The 21,048-nt window shown below is 71.1% G+C and carries 22 protein-coding genes; 8 read left to right on the top strand and 14 right to left on the bottom strand.

All coding sequences use genetic code 11. The annotated features are described in order from the left end of the window. Window positions 1-20: 20 nt before the first annotated feature. The gene (locus ACFOYY_RS37600) at window positions 21-407 is read right to left on the bottom strand and encodes a tautomerase family protein (RefSeq protein ID WP_386196022.1); all 387 of its coding nucleotides are present in this window, start codon (window positions 405-407) and stop codon (window positions 21-23) included. Continuing rightward, complete coding sequence (locus ACFOYY_RS37605; RefSeq protein WP_386196024.1) at window positions 404-1,825, bottom strand: class II fumarate hydratase; 1,422 nt, start codon at window positions 1,823-1,825, stop codon at window positions 404-406. The genes ACFOYY_RS37600 and ACFOYY_RS37605 overlap by 4 nt, the downstream gene beginning before the upstream one ends. 228 nt (window positions 1,826-2,053) lie before the next feature. On the opposite strand from ACFOYY_RS37605, the gene ACFOYY_RS37610 reads away from it, so the two are divergent. After that, complete coding sequence (locus tag ACFOYY_RS37610; protein WP_449343629.1) at window positions 2,054-3,400, top strand: SLC13 family permease; 1,347 nt, start codon at window positions 2,054-2,056, stop codon at window positions 3,398-3,400. Here ACFOYY_RS37610 and ACFOYY_RS37615 read toward each other — a convergent pair. From ACFOYY_RS37615 to ACFOYY_RS37635, 5 genes are all read right to left on the bottom strand, one after another. Then, window positions 3,283-4,905 carry a serine/threonine-protein kinase gene (locus ACFOYY_RS37615; RefSeq protein WP_386196026.1) on the bottom strand — a complete coding sequence of 541 codons (1,623 nt, stop codon included), beginning with the start codon at window positions 4,903-4,905 and terminating at the stop codon, window positions 3,283-3,285. The two genes, ACFOYY_RS37610 and ACFOYY_RS37615, sit on opposite strands and share 118 nt — an antisense overlap. A 35-nt stretch (window positions 4,906-4,940) precedes the next feature. Next, the gene (locus tag ACFOYY_RS37620; RefSeq protein WP_386196028.1) at window positions 4,941-6,119 is read right to left on the bottom strand and encodes a serine/threonine-protein kinase; all 1,179 of its coding nucleotides are present in this window, start codon (window positions 6,117-6,119) and stop codon (window positions 4,941-4,943) included. Window positions 6,120-6,188: 69 nt separating this feature from the next. Next, complete coding sequence (locus ACFOYY_RS37625) at window positions 6,189-6,797, bottom strand: superoxide dismutase (protein ID WP_352013787.1); 609 nt, start codon at window positions 6,795-6,797, stop codon at window positions 6,189-6,191. A 257-nt stretch (window positions 6,798-7,054) separates the two neighbouring features. Further along, window positions 7,055-7,489, bottom strand: a complete 435-nt coding sequence (locus tag ACFOYY_RS37630) for a TIGR03668 family PPOX class F420-dependent oxidoreductase (protein ID WP_386196030.1) — start codon at window positions 7,487-7,489, stop codon at window positions 7,055-7,057. Window positions 7,490-7,593: 104 nt separating this feature from the next. Beyond that, window positions 7,594-9,246 (bottom strand): fumarate hydratase, encoded by a 1,653-nt coding sequence (locus tag ACFOYY_RS37635; RefSeq protein WP_352013785.1) that lies wholly within the window; start codon window positions 9,244-9,246, stop codon window positions 7,594-7,596. A 199-nt stretch (window positions 9,247-9,445) separates the two neighbouring features. On the opposite strand from ACFOYY_RS37635, the gene ACFOYY_RS37640 reads away from it, so the two are divergent. Next, window positions 9,446-9,721, top strand: a complete 276-nt coding sequence (locus ACFOYY_RS37640; protein ID WP_386196031.1) for a hypothetical protein — start codon at window positions 9,446-9,448, stop codon at window positions 9,719-9,721. Window positions 9,722-9,741: 20 nt separating this feature from the next. On the opposite strand, the gene ACFOYY_RS37645 is transcribed toward ACFOYY_RS37640, so the two are convergent. Further along, entirely contained in the window at window positions 9,742-10,548 is an 807-nt protein-coding gene (locus ACFOYY_RS37645) for an SDR family NAD(P)-dependent oxidoreductase (protein WP_386196033.1), read from the bottom strand. Between the two features lie 273 nt (window positions 10,549-10,821). Here ACFOYY_RS37645 and ACFOYY_RS37650 point away from each other — a divergent pair, with 273 nt between their 5' ends. Next, the gene (locus ACFOYY_RS37650; protein ID WP_362914155.1) at window positions 10,822-11,613 is read left to right on the top strand and encodes a 5-deoxy-glucuronate isomerase; all 792 of its coding nucleotides are present in this window, start codon (window positions 10,822-10,824) and stop codon (window positions 11,611-11,613) included. Window positions 11,614-11,775: 162 nt separating this feature from the next. Next, window positions 11,776-12,387: a DUF1707 SHOCT-like domain-containing protein gene (locus ACFOYY_RS37655; RefSeq protein ID WP_352013781.1), complete on the top strand. Its 612-nt coding sequence runs from the start codon at window positions 11,776-11,778 to the stop codon at window positions 12,385-12,387. A gap of 4 nt (window positions 12,388-12,391) precedes the next feature. Here ACFOYY_RS37655 and glpX read toward each other — a convergent pair whose 3' ends face one another. Continuing rightward, window positions 12,392-13,426, bottom strand: a complete 1,035-nt coding sequence (gene glpX / locus ACFOYY_RS37660) for a class II fructose-bisphosphatase (protein WP_386196035.1) — start codon at window positions 13,424-13,426, stop codon at window positions 12,392-12,394. Between the two features lie 85 nt (window positions 13,427-13,511). On the opposite strand from glpX, the gene ACFOYY_RS37665 reads away from it, so the two are divergent. Together ACFOYY_RS37665 and ACFOYY_RS37670 are read left to right on the top strand one after the other, a co-directional pair. Beyond that, window positions 13,512-14,114: a TetR/AcrR family transcriptional regulator gene (locus ACFOYY_RS37665; RefSeq protein WP_386196037.1), complete on the top strand. Its 603-nt coding sequence runs from the start codon at window positions 13,512-13,514 to the stop codon at window positions 14,112-14,114. A gap of 38 nt (window positions 14,115-14,152) precedes the next feature. Continuing rightward, on the top strand, window positions 14,153-14,698 hold the full coding sequence (locus ACFOYY_RS37670) for a DUF4245 domain-containing protein (RefSeq protein WP_386196039.1): 546 nt from the start codon (window positions 14,153-14,155) through the stop codon (window positions 14,696-14,698). Here ACFOYY_RS37670 and ACFOYY_RS37675 read toward each other — a convergent pair. Continuing rightward, complete coding sequence (locus ACFOYY_RS37675; protein ID WP_386196041.1) at window positions 14,695-14,934, bottom strand: exodeoxyribonuclease VII small subunit; 240 nt, start codon at window positions 14,932-14,934, stop codon at window positions 14,695-14,697. The two genes, ACFOYY_RS37670 and ACFOYY_RS37675, sit on opposite strands and share 4 nt — an antisense overlap. Before the next feature lie 128 nt (window positions 14,935-15,062). On the opposite strand from ACFOYY_RS37675, the gene ACFOYY_RS37680 reads away from it, so the two are divergent. Continuing rightward, window positions 15,063-15,533 (top strand): GNAT family N-acetyltransferase, encoded by a 471-nt coding sequence (locus ACFOYY_RS37680; RefSeq protein ID WP_352013776.1) that lies wholly within the window; start codon window positions 15,063-15,065, stop codon window positions 15,531-15,533. Here the strand turns inward: ACFOYY_RS37680 and xseA are convergent. Next, window positions 15,511-16,719, bottom strand: a complete 1,209-nt coding sequence (gene xseA, locus ACFOYY_RS37685) for an exodeoxyribonuclease VII large subunit (RefSeq protein WP_352013775.1) — start codon at window positions 16,717-16,719, stop codon at window positions 15,511-15,513. The two genes, ACFOYY_RS37680 and xseA, sit on opposite strands and share 23 nt — an antisense overlap. 28 nt (window positions 16,720-16,747) lie before the next feature. Beyond that, window positions 16,748-17,806 (bottom strand): hypothetical protein, encoded by a 1,059-nt coding sequence (locus ACFOYY_RS37690; protein ID WP_386196044.1) that lies wholly within the window; start codon window positions 17,804-17,806, stop codon window positions 16,748-16,750. Between the two features lie 108 nt (window positions 17,807-17,914). Here ACFOYY_RS37690 and ACFOYY_RS37695 point away from each other — a divergent pair, with 108 nt between their 5' ends. Then, window positions 17,915-18,883, top strand: a complete 969-nt coding sequence (locus ACFOYY_RS37695; protein WP_352013773.1) for a 4-hydroxy-3-methylbut-2-enyl diphosphate reductase — start codon at window positions 17,915-17,917, stop codon at window positions 18,881-18,883. Between the two features lie 46 nt (window positions 18,884-18,929). Here the strand turns inward: ACFOYY_RS37695 and ACFOYY_RS37700 are convergent, their stop codons facing one another. Further along, window positions 18,930-19,637, bottom strand: a complete 708-nt coding sequence (locus ACFOYY_RS37700; protein ID WP_352013772.1) for a DUF6542 domain-containing protein — start codon at window positions 19,635-19,637, stop codon at window positions 18,930-18,932. Window positions 19,638-19,725: 88 nt separating this feature from the next. Beyond that, window positions 19,726-21,030 (bottom strand): DNA recombination protein RmuC, encoded by a 1,305-nt coding sequence (locus ACFOYY_RS37705; RefSeq protein ID WP_352013935.1) that lies wholly within the window; start codon window positions 21,028-21,030, stop codon window positions 19,726-19,728. Between the last annotated feature and the right edge of the window lie 18 nt (window positions 21,031-21,048).

Consider the following 21,048-nt stretch of genomic DNA (forward strand, 5'->3'; position numbering starts at 1 on the left):
GGGGGGAGAGTCCAGTCGCCTCAGACGGAAACCGGGTAGGTCAGCGTGAGCTCGTCACCGGGCATGCCCCGGATGCCCCAGTTGACCTGCGGAGACTCGATGATCACGATCTCCAGGTCGGCGGCGGGCAGGTCGAGTCGCTCCTGGGCCCTGGCGAACAGCGCGCGGATGAGGTCGCGTTTGGCCTCGTCCGTCCTGCCGGTGAAACAGACGATCTCCACGATGAGGTACCGCTCGCTCCGTTGCGGGCAGAGGAGGTCCTCGGCGTCGAGCAGCAGGAACCGGTGGAAACGCTTGTCCTCGGGCAGCCGCCACACCTCGGTGAGGCACGCGTGCAGGGTGTCGGACACCTCCCGGCGCCGGTCGGCCCAGACGTCGCGGCGGCCGTAGATCTTGATCTGTGTCATGTCCGGGAGTCTCCCCGATCCTCGGGAGCCGACGGCGGCCGGGTCATGGAGAGCACGTCGAGCAGCGCGTCGAGCTGCTCCTCGGTGAGGGCGCCGTTGGCGACGTGACCGCGCTCGACCACGACCTCCCTGATCGTCCTGCGCTGTTCCAGGGCCTGCTTGGCGATCTTCGCGGCCTCCTCGTAGCCGACGTGCCGGTTGAGGGGGGTGACGATCGAGGGGGACGATTCGGCGTATTCGAGCAGCCGGTCCACGTTGGCGGTGATCCTGATGACGCAGCGGTCGGCCAGCAGCCGGGAGACGTTGGCCAGCAGCCGGATCGACTCCAGCACGTTGCGGGCGATGACGGGCAGCATCACGTTGAGCTCGAAGTTGCCCGAGGCCCCGGCGAAGGCGATGGCCGCGTCGTTGCCGATGACCTGGGCCGCGACCATGCACACGGACTCGGGGACGACGGGGTTGACCTTGCCCGGCATGATCGAGGAACCGGGCTGGAGGTCGGGGAGGTTGATCTCCCCGAGTCCGGTGCGCGGCCCCGAGCCCATCCAGCGCAGATCGTTGGCGATCTTGTTGAGCGAGACGGCGACGGTGCGGAGCTGGCCGGACAGCTCCACGATGGAGTCCCTGGCCCCCTGCGCCTCGAAGTGGTCGGGGGCCTCGGAGAACGGTAGGCCCGTCGCCTCGCGGAGTTTCTCGATGACCTTGGGGGCGAAGCCGGGCGGGGTGTTGATCCCGGTCCCCACGGCCGTGCCGCCGAGCGGCAGCTGCACGAGGCGGGGGATCACCCCGCGAACCCTGGTGATGGCGTTGTCGATCTGGGTGGCGTAACCGCCGAACTCCTGCCCCAGCGTCACCGGGGTGGCGTCCATCAGATGCGTACGGCCCGCCTTGACCACGTCCTCGAACTGCAGCGCCTTGTTCCTGAGCGCGGTCGCCAGGTGCCGCAGGGACGGGATCAGGTGGTAGGTCACCTCGGTCGTCGCCGCGACGTGGATCGAGGTCGGGAACACGTCGTTGGAGGACTGCGAGGCGTTGACGTGGTCGTTCGGGTGGACGGGGCGGCCGAGACGCTCTTCGGCGAGGGTCGCGATCACCTCGTTGGCGTTCATGTTGGAGGAGGTGCCTGAGCCGGTCTGGAAGACGTCGACGGGGAACTCGGCGTCCCACTCGTTCTCCGCGACGTCCGTCGCCGCCTCGGCGATCGCCTCGGCCATCTCCTTGTCGAGCACGCCGAGCTCGGTGTTGACCTCGGCCGCGACGGCCTTGATCAGGCCGAGTGCCGCGATGTGCGCGCTGTCCAGGCCACGGCCGGAGACGGGGAAGTTCTCGACGGCCCGCTGTGTCTGCGCCCGCCACTTCGCGTCCGCCGGGACCCGCACATCGCCCATCGAGTCATGTTCGATCCGAAACTCGCTCATGCTTCCAGTTTGCGCCTTCGCCGGACACGGACGCCTGGGGTGACGTGACCATACCTGAGGGCGTTTGCGAGACTCCTCCCACAGTTGTGGCCGCCCTGTCCGTGCCCGGAAGGTCCCGCCCAGGAAAGGACGCCGTTGAACGCCGTGCTCGCCGAGACGGTCTCGGTCCTCCTGCTCCTGGCGGTGCTGGCCTGCGCGGTCATCCGGCCGTGGGGCTGGCAGGAGGCCGTGGTCGCGGTCCCCGCCGCCGGAGCGGTCGTCGCGATCGGGGCGATCTCCGTGGAACAGGCCGTCGCCGAGATGGCCCGGCTGGGACCGGTTGTCGGCTTCCTGGCGGCCGTGCTCGTCCTGGCCAAGCTGTGCGACGACGAGGGGCTGTTCCACGCCTGCGGCGTCTGGATGGCCCGTGGCGCGGCGGGACGGCCACGTCACCTGCTGGCCCAGGTGTTCGCCGCCGCCTCGCTCATCACCGCGGTGCTCAGCCTGGACGCCACGGTCGTGCTGCTGACGCCGGTCGTGCTCGCCACCGCCGCCCGGCTCGGCGCCCGCCCAGGGCCGCACGTGTACGCATGCGCCCACCTGTCGAACACGGCCTCGCTGCTGCTGCCGGTCTCCAACCTGACGAACCTGCTCGCCCTCGCCGCCAGCGGCCTGAGCTTCACCCGGTTCACGGCCCTGATGGCCCTGCCCTGGCTGGTCGCGGTCGGGGTGGAGTACGTCCTGTTCCTGAGATTCTTCGCCACGGATCTGGACGCGGGGGCCGTGGCCCCGGCCGTCGCCGAGCCTCGTGAGACACCGGTCTTCGCGCTGGTCACCGTGGTGTGCACGCTGGCCGGGTTCGTGGTCGCCTCCTGGCTGGGGATCAACCCCGCGTGGGCGGCCCTGGCGGGCGCGGCCGTACTCGCCTGTCGTGCCCTGGCCAGGGGGCACACCACCCCGGTGGCCGTCGTGCGGTCGGCCGCGGTGCCGTTCCTGGCCTTCGTCCTGGCGCTGGCCGTCGTGGTGCGGGCGGTGGTCGGCAACGGCCTCGCCGACGCGCTTGGTCACCTGGTCCCGGGTGGCACCGGCCTGCCCGCCCTGCTGGGGATCGCGGCGCTGGCCGCGGTTCTGGCGAACGTGATCAACAATCTGCCCGCCGTACTGGTCCTGCTGCCGCTGACCGCCCCCGCCGGGCCGGGCGCGGTCCTCGCGGTGCTGATCGGGGTGAACATCGGGCCCAACCTCACCTACGCCGGGTCCCTGGCGACCCTGCTGTGGCGGCGGATCGTGCGCGAGCACGACACCGGGGTCGAGCTGGGGGAGTTCACCCGGCTCGGCCTGCTCACCGTCGGNNNNCACGCTGCCGCTCGCGGTCGTGGCGCTGTGGGTGTCCCTGAACGTGATCGGGGTCTGACCCGGCGACGTCCCGTGGCGCCCGGTCCGTCGCCGGGCGCCACGGTTCAGCCGGTTCAGCCGGTTCAGCCGGTCAGGAAGGACACGCCCAGGATGACGATCACCACCAGGGCGACGGCCGCCACGCCCATGAGGACGAGCACCCCGGCCCGGCTCCCGGAGGACTTCCGCTGGGGCGCCTGACCGTTCTGGGCGGAGGGGCCGTTCTGCCCGGCGATGGCGAACAGGTCGGTCCCGAGCCCGTGGGAACGCACGCCGTCCCCCGGCTGCCCGGCGGGCGCCCAGGGACCCTGCGGCGGTCCTTGGAGCGGCGGTCCTTGCGGCGGCGGTACGGCTCCGCCGGGCGGGAAGCCCGGGGAAGGGGGAGGGGCCGAGGGGCCCGCGACCGGCCTGTCCCGCACCGGAGGGGCAGGCGGGGAGGGAGTCCGCGCTCCCGCGACCGGCGTTCCGAGGCCGGGTACGGCAGGGCGCCCGTCGACCGGCGCGGGGGTCGTCGGCGGGACGGGAGCGGCGGCCTGCGGACCGGGAGGCAGGCGCAGACCCCCCTTGGGGCGGATGACCACCACCGTGCGGTTGGCGTCGAACTCCTCGTCGTCTCCCTGCGAGGAGACCGGAGCGGGAGCCGGCGCGGAGGGCTGGGCGGGAGCCGGAGCCGGGGCCTGTACGGGCGGCTGGGCCGTGGAGGGGCGGGACGGGGACTGGACGGGGTTGACGGGTACCCCGGCAGGCCTGGACGCCCCAGGGACGGCCTTCGCAGTAGTGCCCCCGGTGCCCCCGGCGGCTGTTCCGGGCGCCGCCTTCTGGGAGGCCGCCTTCTGGGACGCGCCGGGGGCCTCCAGGGGCGGCACGACCGGGATGGACCCGGTCGGGGTGTCCGCGACGGTCCTGAGCATCGCGATCGCCTGCAGGTGTGAGGGACGGGCGGTGTGGTCCCGCTCCAGGAGGTGTTCGAGCACCGGCCGGAGCGGGCCGGCCTGGGTCGGCGGATCGGCCTTGTCCGTCATCAGCGCGGCCAGGGTCTCGGCCACCGAGGAACGCTCGTAGGCCGGACGGCCCTCGACGGCGAAGTACAGCGTCGCGCCGAGTGACCACAGGTCGGACTCGGGGCCGGTGTGCTCACCGCGTGCCCGCTCCGGCGCCGTGTAGCCGGGCGAGCCGATCACCATGCCGGTCTTGGTGAGGCTGCTGTCCCCCTCCGCCTTGGCGATGCCGAAGTCGGTGAGCACCACCCTGCCGCTCTCGGTGACCAGCACGTTGCCCGGCTTGACGTCCCGGTGCAGGATGCCCTGGTCGTGGGCGGCGCGCAGCGCGCCGATCAGGTCCACGCCGATCTCGGCGACGAGCCGGGGCGGCAGCGGCCCCTCCTCCTCGATGACCTGTTCGAGGGAGCGGGCCTGGACGAGCTCCATGATGATCCACGGGCTGCCGTCCTCGACGATCGCGTCGTGGACGGTGGCCACCGAGGGATGACTGATGCGGGCTGCCGTACGACCCTCACGGATCATGCGCTCCCGAAGTTCGGCGCGTTGTGCCTCGCTGAGCCCGGGCTCCTGACGGATCTCTTTGATCGCGACCTCACGACCGAGGGAACGGTCGTGGGCACGCCAAACGGTCCCCATCGTCCCCCGGCCGAGCGGTGTGATCAGCTCGTAGCGGTCAGCGAGCACGCGCGTCTGCTGTTCCGGCATGAGAAGAAGATAGCGATTCTTCCTTGAAGCTCGCTTTATCTTCGCTTACGGAGCTCCTTAGGCCACAACAGCCGAGGGAGCACCAGGCGGATCAGGGGCGTGACGAACCGGACAAACGGCCGCGGTTCCGGGGCCTGGCTCATCGGCTTGCGGTGCATCCCCTCCGCCGGGCGGCGGTGCGCCCTGGACGAGGGCGGCGGGTACGGCGGGGGTGGCGCGGGAGGCTGCGCCACGGTCTGCGGAGGCGGAGGGATGAGCGGGGGCGGCGGCAACGGCGCGGAACCCGCGCGGTGCAGCCCACGGTGCTGCGGACGGCGGTTGAACGACGGGACCGTGAGCGTCGCGGTGTTCCTGCCGATCCTGCCCGTGGTCCTGGCGAGCGGCTCCTCCGCCGTCCCGCCCGCCGCGACCCTGGCGAGCATCATCGAGGCGCGCACCGCGTCGAGTCTGGCCGCCGGGTCGATCATGAGCAGGCCGCGCAGTACCGGGGTCAGCGGGCCGGCCTTCTCCATCGGGATCGGCTCACCGCTGGTCAACGCGGCCAGGGCGGGGGGCGCCGTACGGCGGCCGTGCAGGCCGCGGCCCTCGACGGCGGTGTAGAGGGTCGCGCCGAGCGACCACAGGTCGGCCGAGGGGGTGGCCTTGGCGCCGAGCACGCGCTCGGGGGCGATGTATCCGGCGGAGCCGAGCACGATGCCCGCCTGGGTGATCGACACGTCGCCTTCGAGCGCGGCCAGGCCGAAGTCGGTGAGCACCGCCCGGTCGTCGGTCACCAGGACGTTGCTCGGCTTGACGTCCCGGTGCAGGATCCCCTTGGCGTGTACGGCCCGCAGCGCCCCGAGGACCTGGCGGCCGATCTCGGCGGTCTCGCGGGGCGGCAGCGGTCCCCGGTCCTGCAGGAGCTGCTCCAGGGATCTGGCGCGCAGCAGCTCCATCACGATCCAGGGACGCTCGTCCTCCGTCACGACGTCGAAGACGGTGATGACCGAGGGATGGGCGACCATCGCGGTCGCCCGCCCCTCACGCTCGGTCCTGGCGCACAGTTCCGCCCGCAGGTCCTCGTCCAGGACGAGGGGCAGCCGCACCTCCTTGACCGCGACCTCGCGGTCGAGCAACTCGTCGTGCGCGCGCCAGACGGTACCCATGCCGCCGCGCCCGACCGGCTCGGAAAGCCGGTAGCGCGCTGCAAGGAGGTATCCGGAGGGCGCACGCATGATGGGCAGCTTACCGATTTGCGTAATGCGACCAGTAGGGACCGGGCCGAAACTTCTTGCGTTCTTCGGTCAGATTTTCGCGCTCGTCGCTGTCGAGAAGCGCCGCTTCACGTCGTCCCAGTTGATCAGCGACCACAGCTTCTCGACGTAGTCGGGGCGCACGTTGCGGTACTGGAGATAGTAGGCGTGCTCCCAGGCGTCGAAGACCAGCAGCGGCGTGGTGTTCAGCCCGACGTTGCCGTGGTGGTCGTAGATCTGCTCGACGACCAGGCGGCGGCTGAGCGGCTCCCAGGCCAGCACGCCCCAGCCGGAACCCTGCACTCCGGCGGTCGCGGTGGTCAGCTGCTTCTGGAAGGCCTCGAACGAGCCGAAGTGCTCGTCGATGGCGGAGGCCAGCTCACCGTCGGGGCGGTCGCCGCCGTCGGGGGAGAGGTTCTCCCAGAAGATCGAGTGCAGCACGTGGCCGGACAGGTTGAAGGCGAAGGTCTTCTCAAGGCCGACGAGACCGCCGAACTCGCCCTTGTCGCGGGCCTCGGCCAGCCGCTCCAGGGTGTCGTTGGCGCCCTTGACGTAGGCGGCGTGGTGCTTGGAGTGGTGCAGCTCCAGGATCTCGCCGGTGATCGCGGGCTCAAGCGCCGCGTAGTCGTAGGGCATATCCGGAAGGGTGTACTCACCCATGAAGGTCTACCTCCTCGTTGGTCGGTACTTCGCCGACACTACTGCCGGATACATGCATGTGCATCAGACTTGCGACCTAGGACTCTTAGTAGTTGCAAGTAATTCGCAATTACATCATGATGGCAGGTGTCAGCTGGTCCGGAGGGGGTCCCGCGCACCCGTACGGCGCGGCGCGGCACGGACGTCCGTGTGGTCCGGGCCGTCCCGAGCCGGTCGGATCGAGGGCGTTCGCACCGTCCTCCCGCGCGGGACCTTTCTCAGCCCTCCCTCGGCGGATCGCTGAAGGCCCATCCCGTCCACGACGTCACCTCGATGAGCACGACGGGGCCGTGCGGAGGCCGTTCGCGATACTGCGGGTAGCGCCGGGCCAGACGGGCCAGGGCACGCTCCCTGCCGGGCCCGTCCGTGACGATCCTGGCCCTGCCGTCGGCACGGACCCACCACAGCCGCGTCCAGTCGTCCTCGTAGTGGTCGGCCAGCAGGCACACCCGGTCGTCGGCGGCGATGTCACGCAGCCGCCGCAGATCCGTCGTGCGCTTCGGCTTGTGGTCGATCGCGAAGGCGACCGTGTCACCGTCCACGTCGAAGGTCACCGGGACGATCCGGGGCGCGCCGGCGGTACCGGCGCTGACGGTTGCCAGGCGGGCGACCCTGGCGGTCGCGAACAGGGCCCGCGCCCGTGAGGTGTCCATCCGGCCATTGAAACGCGGCCGCCGGAACACCTTGGCAGGGACGCAAAACGGAACACGGAAAAGGGGGCGAGGATCTCCCCGCCCCCTCCCAGGGTCGTCTCAGGTCAGCGCCGCCCGATGGACAGCACCGGCCCCGTGCGGTCGGTGAAGAAGTCGTCGCCCTTGTCGTCGACCACGATGAACGCCGGGAAGTCCTCGACCTCGATCTTCCAGACGGCCTCCATGCCCAGCTCCGGATACTCCAGGACCTCGACCTTCCTGATGCAGTCCTGGGCGAGCCGGGCGGCGGGGCCGCCGATGGAGCCGAGGTAGAAGCCGCCGTGGGTCGCGCAGGCGTCGGTGACCTGCTTGGAGCGGTTGCCCTTGGCCAGCATGACCATGGAACCGCCCGCGGCCTGGAAGCGCTCGACGTAGGAGTCCATGCGGCCCGCCGTCGTCGGCCCGAACGATCCGGAGGCGTATCCCTCGGGGGTCTTGGCGGGACCGGCGTAGTAGACCGCGTGGTCCTTCATGTACTGCGGCATCTCGCCGCCCGCGTCGAGCAGCTCGCCGATCTTGGCGTGCGCGATGTCGCGGGCCACGACCAGCGGGCCGGTCAGGGACAGGCGGGTCTTGACCGGGTACTTGGTCAGCTCGGCGAGGATCTCCTGCATCGGGCGGTTGAGGTCGATCCGTACCACGTCGTCGGACAGGTGCTCGTCCGTGGTCTCGGGCAGGAACCTCGCCGGGTCGGTCTCCAGCCGCTCAAGGAAGATCCCGTCGGCCGTGATCTTGGCCAGCGCCTGGCGGTCGGCGCTGCAGGAGACCGCGATGGCGACCGGGCAGGAGGCGCCGTGCCGGGGCAGGCGGATGACGCGGACGTCGTGGCAGAAGTACTTGCCGCCGAACTGGGCGCCGATGCCGAGCTTCTGGGTGAGCTCGAAGACCTTCGCCTCAAGCTCGGTGTCGCGGAAGCCGTGGCCGCTGGGGGAGCCCGAGGTGGGGATGGAGTCCAGGTAGCGGGCGCTGGCGTACTTGGCCGTCTTCAGGGCGAACTCGGCAGAGGTGCCGCCCACGACGATCGCCAGGTGGTACGGCGGGCACGCGGCGGTGCCCAGGGAGCGGATCTTCTCCTCAAGGAAGGCGAGCATCCGCTTCTCGTTGAGGACCGCCTTGGTCTCCTGGTACAGGAAGGACTTGTTGGCGCTGCCGCCGCCCTTGGCCATGAACAGCAGCTTGTACTCGTCGGGGTGCCCGTTGGGGTCCTCGGCGTACAGCTCGATCTGGGCGGGCAGGTTGGAGCCGGTGTTCCTCTCCTCCCACATGGTGATCGGGGCCATCTGGGAGTAGCGCAGGTTCAGCCTGGTGTAGGCGTCGTAGACACCGCGCGAGATGTGCTCGGCGTCCGCGCCGTCGGTGAGCACGTGACGCCCCCGCTTGCCCATGACGATCGCGGTGCCGGTGTCCTGGCACATCGGCAGCACGCCGCCCGCCGAGATCGAGGCGTTCTTGAGCAGGTCGAGCGCGACGAAGCGGTCGTTCCCACTCGACTCGGGGTCGTCGACGATCTTGCGAAGCTGGGCCAGGTGGGAGGAGCGAAGGTAGTGGGAGATGTCGTGGACGGCCGTCTCGGTCAGCAGTCGCAGCGCCTCGGGATCGACTTCGAGGAACCTGCGGCCCGCCGCCTCGACGACACGCACCCCCTCGGTGCTGATCAGGCGGTACTCGGTCTCGTCCTGTCCCAGCGGAAGCAGGTCGGTGTAGTCGAACTCGGGCATCGTCCTCGGTCCTCCGTGCCGGTGGCCTTCTCCGGTCTCATAGAGGGTACGGCCTGCCGCTCACGCCTCCTCGCCGTGGTCGGGCACCACAAACCCACCAAAAGGCATATATCAACATTTGGGCCTTTAATGACGGCTTTTCGACCACCCTTCGCGAAGAAGAGGAGAAAGGTGGAAAGAGAGAAGGCCGGAGGACGTCATGAGAACCGTGGACACCATCCTGAGCAGCAACATCGTGATGCTCGCGATCCTGGCTCTCCTCGTGGTCGCGGGACTGGCGGTCTCGCTGATCGCGATAGCGCTGGCGACCATCAGAAGCAACGAAGGCGAGGCGCCCCAGCAGCCGGCCGACATCTCCAAGGCGGAGCAGCGCAGGCGCCGGCTGGAGAGGAGTGACCTGCCCAGCCAGCGCAGCGCCCCGGAGCAGAGCCCCGGACAGATCCAGGGACAGACCCACGAGCGGCTCACCCACTGACCTCCGGAGGAGGCGACGGATCAGACCGCCTTGAGGAAGCCGCCGTCCACCACGAAGTCGGCCCCCGTGGTGCTGGCCGACCTCGGGGAGGCCAGCAGCGCGACCGCGTCGGCCACCTCCTGCGGGTCGACCAGGCGGCCGGTGGTCAGGCGCATCATCTCCGGCGCCAGGCGGTCCATCACGCTGTCCCGGTCGGAACCCGTCATCGAGGCGATGACGTCGGCCGCGCCGCCCTGCTTGGTCCACCACGGCGTGCGGACCGGACCGGGGGAGACCGTGTTCACCCGGATGCCCTGCGGGCCGAACTCCTCGGACAGAGCCTTGGTCAGGTTGTTCACGCCCGCCTTGGCCGCGCCGTAGTCGACGTTCATCTGCGAGGGCTGCCTGGCGTTGCCCGAGGAGACGTTGACGATCGCCCCGCCGCCCCGCCGCAGCATCAGCGGGACGGCCGCCCGTACGGCGCGCACCACCGAGAACAGGTTGAGCTCGAACACCGTCCGCCAGTCGTCGTCACCGGCCTCGAAGAACGACGAACGCGGCAACGTCACCCCGGGCGGCGGCCCTCCGGCGTTGTTGACCAGGATGTCCAGCCCGCCGAACTCCTCGACGGCACGGGCGACCACCAGTCCGGGAGCCGACGGCTCCATGAGGTCGACCGCGACGTGCACCAGGTCGTCTCCGGCGAGCTCCTCAAGCCCCGGGCTGCTCCCGCGCGAGGCGGCGACCACCCGGGCGCCCTCGGCCAGCAGGGTGCTCACGACCGCCAGCCCGATTCCCTTGGACGCCCCAGTGACGACGGCCACCTGTCCGGACAGTCGCAGGTCCATGTGTCCTCCTCCAGTCGAACCCCGCGACCCGGTCCCGGGCCGCGGTTGTCGAAGGTAGTCCGGCCGCCCGCCCCGGCCCCGGCGCAGGTCGGACGGGTAATTCGCGCGGGAATCGGCCGTCGTTATGTCGATGTCCACGGCCGCCGTCATACCGTGTGCGGCGGTGGGTCTTGTGGTCGGGCCGACGGTGTTATACGCCTGCCGGTAACGGCCAGGACACGCTGGAGGCGGCATGGGCGAAGGATCGTGCGAAACACGACGTCGGGAGAGACCATGACCCTCGTCCCCGCGGGTACCTCCACCCTGGCGCCGTGGGCGCTGTGGATCACCCCGGAGACGGCGGGCTGGAACCACGCCGGGCTCCGCCTGCTCACGCTCTCCGACGAGAGCGTGCTCTTCTGCACCGGCGACGAGGAGATGCTGGTCCTGCCGCTCTCCGGTTCGTGCCGGATCGAGTGCGACGGCGTACGGCTCGCCCTCGAAGGGCGTGTCTCCGTCTTCCACGCGGTCAGCGACTTCGCCTACCTGCCCGTCGGCGCGACGGTCAGGATCACCGGCGCAGGCCGCTTCGCCTTCCCCACGGCCCGCGCGAGCAGAAGCTTCCCCGTCAGGTACGGCCCCGCCCGCGAGGTGCCCGTCGAGGTGCGCGGGGAGGGCCGGACGAGCAGCCAGATCAACGGCTTCTGCGCCCCCGGCGCCTTCGAGTGCGACCGGCTCGTCGCGGTCGAGGTGCTCACCCCGGGCGGCAACCGTACGCCCTGCCCGCCGTACGAGCACGACGCGACCCCGGAGTGCGGGGCCGTGCGCGAGCGGATCTACTACTTCGAGGGCGGGCCCGGCTACCAGCGGATTCACGGCGCCCACGAGACGGTGACCGAGGTCTCCTCAGGGGACGTGGTGCTCGTCCCGCACGGCTGCCACGGCCCGTCGACGGCGGCGCCGGGCCACGACCTCTACCACCTGAGCGTGCTGGCCGGGCCCGAGCGCCCGGCGGCGGCCACCGAGATCCGGGCGCACGGCCAGGCCCCCGACGACCCGCGCCTGCCCATGACGAAGGCGCCCTAGACGGCCTCCCGGACGCAACCGTGGACAGGGCCCGCGGGCAGGGAGGGCCGGAAGCCTCCGGCGAGCCGGGAGACCCGCAGGACCGGGGCGCTGCCGTACCCGACGGTCAACGGACGCTCACGCGGAGGCTTCACGGGTTCCCCGGAAGGTTATGGTCGAGAGGTGGACAGCTACCCTCCCCCGGCGCCTCGCGATCCCGTGTACGAACCGCGTCCCGGTGATCTGAGGGCGGGCAACGACGACCGGGAACGCGTGGCGGCGGTGCTGGCCGACGCGCTCGCCGACGGCAGGCTCACCCCCGACGAACACGAGGAACGCCTCACCGCCGTCTACCAGGCCAGGACCCTGGGTGAGCTCGCGGCGTTCACCACGGACCTGCTCCCGCCGGAGGAGCAGCCCCTGCGCACCGACGTCCGGCCCGTCATGGCCCTCTTCGGCACCCAGACACACGCGGGCCGCTGGGTGGTGCCCACCCGCTACTCCGCCACCGCCATCTGCGCCAACGTCACCCTCGACCTGCGCGAGGCGGTGCTCCAGTCGAGCCACGTGACGCTGAACGTCACCGTGATGGCCGCCACCCTCACCCTGATCGTCCCCGAGGGGGTGCGCATCCTGATGTCCGGGTCGGGGTTCATGGCGGGAAGGAAGAACCAGGTCCCGCCCTCCCCGGACGGGCCGGTGATCGAGATCACCGGCCTCGTCACCATGGGCAACGTCGTCGCCAAGTCGCCCAAACGTCCCCGCAGGCCGTGGTTCCGCCGCCGGTCGGCGTGACGGGTCAGCTCGCGTCGTCGAAGTTGATCGCGCTGTAGGCCCGCAGCTTCCAGAGCTGGTGCTCGCTCTCGATCTTGCGGATCGTGCCGGAACGGCCCCGCATGACCAGAGAGTTGGTCACAGCCCGCCCGCTCCGGTAGCGCACGCCCTGCATCAGCTCACCGTCGGTGATCCCGGTCGCGGCGAAGAAGACGTCGTCCGACCTGACCAGGTCGTCGGTGGTCAGCGTGGCGTCGAGGTCGAGACCGGCGTCCAGCGCCCTGCGCCGCTCGGCGTCGTCCTGCGGCCACAGCCTGCCCTGGATGACCCCGCCCAGGCACTTGAGCGCGCACGCCGCGATGATGCCCTCGGGCGTGCCGCCGATGCCGAGCATCAGGTCGACGCCCGTGCCCGCGCGGGCCGCCATGATGGCACCGGCCACGTCGCCGTCGGTGATGAGCTTGATCCGGGCGCCCGCCTCCCGGATCTGCCGGATGACCTTGTCGTGGCGCGGCCGGTCGAGGATCACCACGGTCACGTCGGAGGGCGCGCCGCCCTTGGCACGTGCCACCGCGGCGATGTTGTCGGCGACCGGGGCGTTGATGTCCACCGCGTCGGCCGCCTCGAGCCCGGTGACCAGCTTGTCCATGTAGAAGACGGCCGACGGGTCGTACATCGAGCCGCGCTCGCTGACCGCGATGACCGAGATGCCGTTCGGCATGCCGAGCGCGGTCAGCCGGGTGCCGTCGATCGGGTCGACGGCCACGTCGCACTCGGCGCCGCTGCCGTCGCCGACGCGCTCACCGTTGTAGAGCATCGGCGCGTTGTCCTTCTCACCCTCGCCGATCACCACCACACCGCTCATCGACACAGTGTTGATCAGCTGGCGCATGGCGTTCACCGCGGCGCCGTCCGCGCCGTTCTTGTCACCCCGCCCGACCCAGCGGGCCGCGGACATCGCCGCCGCCTCGGTCACCCGGACGAGTTCGAGGGCGAGGTTGCGATCAGGTGCGTGTTCACCCGTGGCCAGTTCGGCAGGGACGGTCGTCTGATCGGACATGGCGGAGGGCCCCTCTCGTGGATTGCTGCACATCGATCGTAGTTGTCCCTCTTCTGACCGAGCAGCGGAGGATAATGTCCCCACGATGAGCCGTGACACGGAACGGGAACCCGCGGGCCTGACCGCACGCGCCTCGGAACGAGGCGCCGCGACACGTACGGCCCTGCTCGCCGCAGCCAGGGAGGCCTTTCTCACCGGCGGTTTCGCCGACACCGGCGTCACCGACATCGTCTCCAGGGCCGAGGCGAGCGTCGGCAGCCTCTACCACCACTTCTCCGGCAAGGCCGACCTCTACCTGACGCTGTTCGAGGAGTTCCAGGAGCGGCAGGCCCGGCGGACCAGGCAGGCCGTCCACACGGCCCGCGCCACGGGTGAGGACGACCCCGTGCGGCTGTTCGTCGCGGGCGCCCGCGCCTACCTCGACGGCTGCCTGGCAGAACGCGAGATCGCCGCGCTGTTCCTGCGCGGTGACGGGCCGCCCGGCTTCGAGGTCGTCATGCGCGAACGGCTGCGCCGGTGGACCAGGCGCAGCGCCAGCCTGTTCGACGACGAGAACGCGCTGGTCGTGGTGCTCACCGGGGCGCTGGACGCCGCCGTCATCGAGGTCGTCCTGTCACCGGACGAGGAGACCTCCCGCGCCCTCGCCGAGAACGTACTGGGCATCATCGGGCAGATCCGGCGCCCCTGAGGCGGGAGCGCCCCCGCGAGCGGATAGTCTCGATGGTCGTGAGACGGTTCACTCAGGGCTTCTACGGATACGCGTTCGCGATGATGGTCTGTCTCGCGGGCGTCGGTGTCTTTCTCCTGGTGACCCCGCAGAGCCGTACCGAGCACATTCCCAAGGTCGACTACTCGATCGACGTGGCCAACATGCGCCGGGACGCGCCGTACCAGGTGTGGTCCCCCGCGTCCGTGCTCGCCAACTGGGTGCCGACGAGTTCGCGGATGACCAAGGGCAAGGACAGCGAGGGCAAGACGACCGTGACCTGGCGGCTCGGCTTCGCCACCGCCAAGCGCGCCCACGCCCTGATCGCCCAGAGCGACGAACGGCCCGCCGCGGGGTTCGCCAACCGGATGGCCAACAGCGACCGGCCCCAGGGCAGCCTCCAGGTCGACGGGGTGATCTGGGAGAAGCGCTTCCGCGAGGACAAGAACCAGCGCTCCCTGGTGAGGGTTCTGCCCGACGTCACACTCGTCGTCACCGGCACCGCCCAGTGGGACGAGCTGTCCGCCCTGGCCGCGACCCTCAAGCAGCAGACCAAACTGACCTAGAAGGGCTGGAAGGGCGTGTCTCCCGCCGGGTCCGGCCCCCTGCGCTGCGCCATGGCCGCCGCCAGCTTCACCCGGGCGCCCTGCAGCCACTCCTCGCACAATGCCGCGAGCCGCTCGCCCCGTTCCCACAGCTGGATGGACTCCTCCAGGGTGAGCCCGCCCGCCTCAAGACGGCGGACCACCTCGGTCAGCTCCTCACGCGCCTGCTCGTACGACGGTGTCTTCTCATCGGCCACGCCCCCACCCTAGGGCTTGTTCCGCGGGGCGCGGCCTGGGCGACCTCGGTAGGTGGAAAGTTCCGCGGACAGGCCCCTGACGGGGACCCGCCGACCGCCGACGATCTTCCGCCTGGGAGACTGGGCCGGTGAGTGTTCGCCCCGCGACATCCGAGGACATCCCCGAACTGGTACGGCTCCGCCAGATCCTGGCCGACCGCATGGCGATGGACGGCAGTTTCCCGATCGACGGAGGCTGGCGCGAGTCCTACGCCGACAGCCTCAGCGAGCGGATCGGCAGTCTCGACACCGCCGTTTACGTGGTCGACGCCCCAGAGGGCGGACTCGCCTCCTGCGGGGTCGGTCTCATCTTCGACCGCTTCCCCGGCCCCGGCCTGCCCGACGGACGCTACGGCTACATCCAGGGCATGACGACCGACCCCGCCCACCGCAGGCAGGGACACGGCAGGGCCGTGCTGGCCGCCCTCATGGCGTGGTACCGCGCCAGGGACATCCGCAGGATCGACCTGCACGCCACCTCCGACGGGGCGCCGCTCTACCGGGAGATGGGCTTCACCGCCGACGGCTACCCCTCGCTCACGTGGCGGAGTCCCGTCTGACGGTGACCCGGTCGTCGGGGAACCTGATCGTCAGCTCGGCGCCGGGGGCGACGTCGGCCGCCCGCCGTACGACCTCGCCGCCGGGGCGCTGCACGATCGCGTAGCCGCGCTCCAGCGTCGCCGCGGGCGACAGCGCGACCAGCCGGGCCCGCAGATGCCCCAGGGCGTCCTCCGCCCGGTCGAGGGAGGCGCCCAGGGAGCGCCGGGCACGGTCCCTGAGCTGCTCGGCCTGCTCGGCCCTGCGCTCGATCTCCCGGACCGGGTCGGCCAGCGCGGGCCGGGACCGTACGGCCGCCAGCCAGGTCAGCTCGCGGTCGAGCCACCCGCCCGCGACCCTGCGCCCCCGGTCACGTAGCTGGCGCACCAGCGTGAGCTGCTCACCGACGTCGGGCACGACCTTCTTGGCCGCGTCCGTGGGGGTCGAGGCCCGCACGTCGGCGACCATGTCGAGCAACGGGTTGTCCTGCTCGTGGCCGATGGCGCTGACCACCGGCGTACGGCAGGCCGCCACGGCCCTGACCAGCGACTCGTCGGAGAAGGGCAGCAGGTCCTCAAGGGAGCCGCCGCCCCGCGCGACGACGATGACCTCGACCTCGTCGTCCGCGTCGAGCCCGCGCAGCGCCTCGGTGACCTCGGTCACGGCGTACGGCCCCTGCACGGCGACCGTCTCCACCTTGAACCGCACCGCGGGCCAGCGGCGCCGCGCGTTCTCCAGCACGTCGCGCTCCGCGGCCGAGTCACGGCCGCAGATCAGCCCCACGACGCCGGGCAGGAACGGCAGCCGCCGCTTGCGGTCCACCTTGAACAACCCCTCGGAGGCGAGCAGCTGGCGCAGGCGTTCGAGCCTGGCCAGCAGCTCGCCGACCCCCACGGGGCGCATCTCCAGGGCCGTGAAGGCGAAGGAACCCTTGTTGACCCAGAAGTCCGGCTTCAGGTGCATGACGACCCGGGCGCCGTCCACCGGGCGGGGGACGGTCGCCTCGTACACGCCGCGCGGGCAGGTGACACGGGCCGAGACGTTGGCCACCGGGTCGCGCAGCGTCAGGAAGACCGTGCCACCCCGGGCGGTCAGCTCGGTGATCTGCCCCTCGACCCACACGGTGCCGAGTTTGCCGATCCAGCCGCCGACCATCTGCAGCACCGTGCGGACGGGAAGCGGCTGTTCGGGGGTGGTCTTCGAGGTCATGTCCGCAGAGCCTACGCGGCCCGGGCCGTCATTCGGCGGCCTGGAGCTTGGCCAGGCGGTTCTCGTACATGCGCACGACCTCGGGCCTGGCGGAGGTGGCCCGCTCGTAGGCGAGCAGGCCACCGATCTGCTCGGCGGACTTGCCGCGCATCCGGGCGCGCAGAGAGGCGATCGTCAGGGTGGCGTACCCCGGCATCGGCTCCACGAGCGCGCTCTCCTCCTCCTCCTCCTCGGCCGCCTTCGTCCCTGAGGCCTCTGAAGGCTCAGCGGCCTCAGCGGCTTCGGGGGCCTCGGTGGTCTCAGCCTGCGGGGCGGCCTTCTCCGGGGTCCCGGTGGTGGTCTCAGCGAGGGGCTCGGCAGGGGCCTCCGCAGGGGCGTCCGCGGAAGCCTCGGCGGGGGCTTCGGCGGGGGTCTCGGCCGAAGGCTTGGCGGGGACGTCAGCGGGGGCGCTCACGGCGGCGTCGGTGGGGGCGTCAGCCGGGGCGGCGGAGGCTTCCTCGGCGACCTCACCGACGGGCTTCGCGGCGGGCTCAGCGACGGCCCCGGGAGTCTCGGCCTGTGGGGCGGCCTTCTCCGGGGTCTCGGTGGTGGACTTCGCGGTGGGCTCGGTGGCGGGCTCGGTGGTGGACTTCGCGGTGGGCTCGGTGGCGGGCTCGGTGGTGGACTTCGCGGTGGGCTCGGCGGCGGGCTTCGCGGCGGGCTTCGCGGGGGCGAAGATGACGGGTTCGGGGCGCGTCCTGGCGCCGTTCGCCTCGGCCTTCGGCTCGGCGGGCTCGGCGGTCTCCTTGGCGGCCGTCCTGTCGGGACGCGGGGCGAAGATCACCGGCTCCCTGCGGGCGGGCTTGTCGTCGGCGGCCTGCTCGGCGGTCTCGGTGGTTTCGGTCTCCTCCTCCACGTCCTGCCCGGCGAGGCGCCTGATCCTGTCCTTCACGCGGCCGCCGAACTGCAGGGCCTGGCCGACCCCGCTCAGCGTGCTCTGCAGCACGTAGAGCGGCAGATCCTTGGTCTTCTCCTTGAACTCCTCACGGCTGGAAAGCGCCTCGCGCACGTTTCTGGTGACATTGCGAATGATGTCGGGGACTGACATGTCGTCTCCCTGATGGATCTGTTTGGGTCGTTCCGTATGGCAAGTGTCGGGCAAGACGATGCCTCATGTGGCCACAGGACGAGTGGGCGCTCCACGTAGCATAAGAACATGACGTCAGAGACCCCCACGATCCGGCGCGTCCTAGTGGCCAAGCCTCGTGGTTACTGTGCCGGAGTGGACCGCGCGGTCCAGGCTGTGGAGAAGGCCCTGGAGCGGTACGGCGCGCCGATCTACGTCCGCAAGCAGATCGTCCACAACACCCATGTGGTCCGGACGCTCGAACAGCGCGGCGCGATCTTCGTCGAGGAGACCGAGGAGGTGCCTGAGGGCGCCATCGTCGTCTTCTCCGCGCACGGGGTCTCCCCAGCCGTCCACGAGGAGGCCGCGCAGCGCCGCCTGAAGACCATCGACGCCACCTGCCCGCTGGTGACCAAGGTGCACAACGAAGCCAGGCGCTTCGCCTCCCAGGACTACGACATCCTCCTCATCGGCCACGAAGGCCACGAGGAGGTCGAGGGCACCGCGGGCGAGGCACCCGAGCACATCCAGCTCGTCGACGGCCTCGACTCGGTCGAAACGGTCAAGGTGCGCGACCCCGAGCGGTTGGTGTGGCTGTCACAGACCACGCTGTCGGTCGACGAGACCACCGAGACGGTCTCCCGGCTCAAGGCGCGCTTCCCCAACCTCATCGACCCGCCCAGCGACGACATCTGCTACGCCACCCAGAACCGCCAGGTCGCGGTCAAGGAGATCGCCGCCCAGGCCCAGCTCGTCATCGTCGTCGGCTCGGAGAACTCCTCGAACTCCAAGCGCCTGGTCGAGGTCGCCCTCGACCACGGGGCCGACGCCGCCCACCTGGTCGACGACTCCTCCTTCATCAGGGACGAGTGGCTCGACGGCGTCACGACGGTCGGCGTGACCAGCGGCGCCTCCGTCCCCGACGAACTGGTCGCCGGGGTCCTGGCCCGCCTCGCCGGGCACGGCTTCGACCACGTCGAGGAGGTCGAGTCGGTCGAGGAGAGCGTCCGCTTCGCCCTGCCGCACGAGCTGCGCAAGGACCTGCGCGCGACCGTCTGACCCGCCCCGCCACCGGGCCGCGCGGGTGTCGTACGGCACCCGCGCCCTACCGGCCGTCCGCCGCCTGCTCCTGGGTGGGCCGCTCCTCGGTGGGCTGCTCCTCGCGCGGCGTGCCGTACACCTTGGGTTCGAAGTAGCCCTCGGGCTCCGGGGCGAAGGCCGCGCCGGTCGCCTTCTGCCGTGCGGGGGCCGGTCCCGCCGCCCGCAGCTCCTCACGCAGCTCGCGCACGCACGTGGCCAGGCCGCGCCGCCAGGCGACGAGCAGGACCAGCAGCGACCCCGCGAACAACCACGGGGCACTGGCCGACAGCAGCGCGAACATGCCGAGCCCGAACGCCTGGACCGGCACCTTGGCCCCCATCGCGCTCACGGCCTCGGTGACCAGCGCCGCGACGAAGAAGACCAGTGGTGGGCTGACCACCAGCGAGAGCAGGTCCCGCCGGTTCACCAGCACGACCGCGCCCGCGCAGCCGGCCACGAACGTCAGGCCGAGCAGCGCCGACGGCCCGACCACCGCCTGGAGCACCCTGCCCGCCAGCGTCGAGACCAGCACCAGCGCGATCGCGCCCCTCGCGGTCAGCCGGACACCGCCGCCCGGCCGCCCGCGTTCGTCCTTACGCCCCGTCCCGCCCGTACGGCCTGCGGCCCCACCCGTACGGCCCGCCCCGTTCGACTGGCCGGTCCCGCCCGGCCGGTCGGCTCCGCCCACACGGGCGGCCTCATCAAGCGGCTGCCCGTCGCCTCGCTCGTTCACCACTGTGCCCCCCTCGACCTCGGCCCGCGTCGACCCCCCTGTCCGCCTGCGGTCTCCGGCCGCCTGCGCTTCGCGGGGAACAGCATCTCTAGGGCAGGTCGCCCGCCAACTTACCGTTCAGGCGGGAGATGGGAGACGGGCTTGACTCCTCTTCTGCCAGCAGTTCGGGCGAGGTCAACGCCCGCGGCAGGTTCTCGACGCTGCCGGGGCCGTCCAGCTCGCCGTCCACGAGGCCCAGATCGTTCAGTTTGCGCGCGCTCACCAGGACCCGGCTCTCCAGGGAACCGACGGTCTTGTTGTACGCCTCGACCGCCCTGCCCAGGGAACGGCCCATCGTCTCCATGTGCTGCCCGAGGGTGCCGAGCCGTTCGTAGAGCTCCTTGCCCAGCTCGAAGACGGCCCGCGCGTTCTCGCTGAGCGCCTCCTGCTGCCAGGCGTAGTGCGCGGTACGGAGCATCGTGATCAACGTGGTCGGCGTCGCGATGTGGACCCGCCGCCGCATGGCGTATTCGAGCAGCCCCGGGTCACGTTCGAGCGCGGGCGCCAGGAAGGCCTCACCGGGGATGAAAAGCACCATGAACTCGGGCGCCGGGCTGAACGCCTGCCAGTAGGCCTTGCCCGCCAGCCGGTCCACATGCTCGCGCACATGCCGGGCGTGGGCGTCCAGCCTGACCGACTGGCGCTCGGGGTCGGCCGACTCCGCCGCCTCCAGGTAGGCGGCCAGGGAGACCTTGGAGTCGACCACGATGTTCTTGCCGCCCGCGAGCCGTACGACCATGTCGGGCCTGAGGGCGCCGTCGGCGGTGGTCACGCTCGCCTGCTCGTCGAAGTCGCAGAACCGCTGCATCCCGGCGATCTCGGCGACCCTGCGCAGCTGCAGCTCGCCCCACCTGCCCCTGGCCTCGGGCCGCTGCAACGCCCGCACCAGCGCCGTCGTCTGCAGCCGCAGCTGCTCGTTGCTCTCCCTGACCACGTCGATGTGCTTGGCCAGCTCGGCGTGGGCGGCCCGCTGACCGGCCTGGGTGTCACGCAGCTGCGTCTCGACCCGCGCCAGGGTGTCCTTCAGCGGCTCGATCAGGTGTTCGACGGCCTGCTTGCGCTGTTCGAGCTCGCCCGCGGCCTCCGCCCGGCCCGCCGCGAGCCTGGCCTCGGCCAGTTCGAGGAAACGCAGGTTGTTGACGTCGAGCGCCTTGGCCGACAGCGCCTGGAACCGGTCGGTGAGCTGCCCTTCGACGTAGGCGAGCTTCTCCTCGGCGGCCTTCGCCCTCGCCTCGGCGTCCGCCATGCGCGCCACGACGTCGTCCGCACCCGTGGAGGCACGGGATCTGCCGAGCAGGAACCCGATGGCGAGCCCGGCGGCGAGTCCTACGGCGAGTTGGAAGGCGAGCGCCATGACATCCACCACGGAATG

This window comes from Streptosporangium jomthongense, assembly GCF_042650425.1.
Classification (GTDB): domain Bacteria; phylum Actinomycetota; class Actinomycetes; order Streptosporangiales; family Streptosporangiaceae; genus Streptosporangium.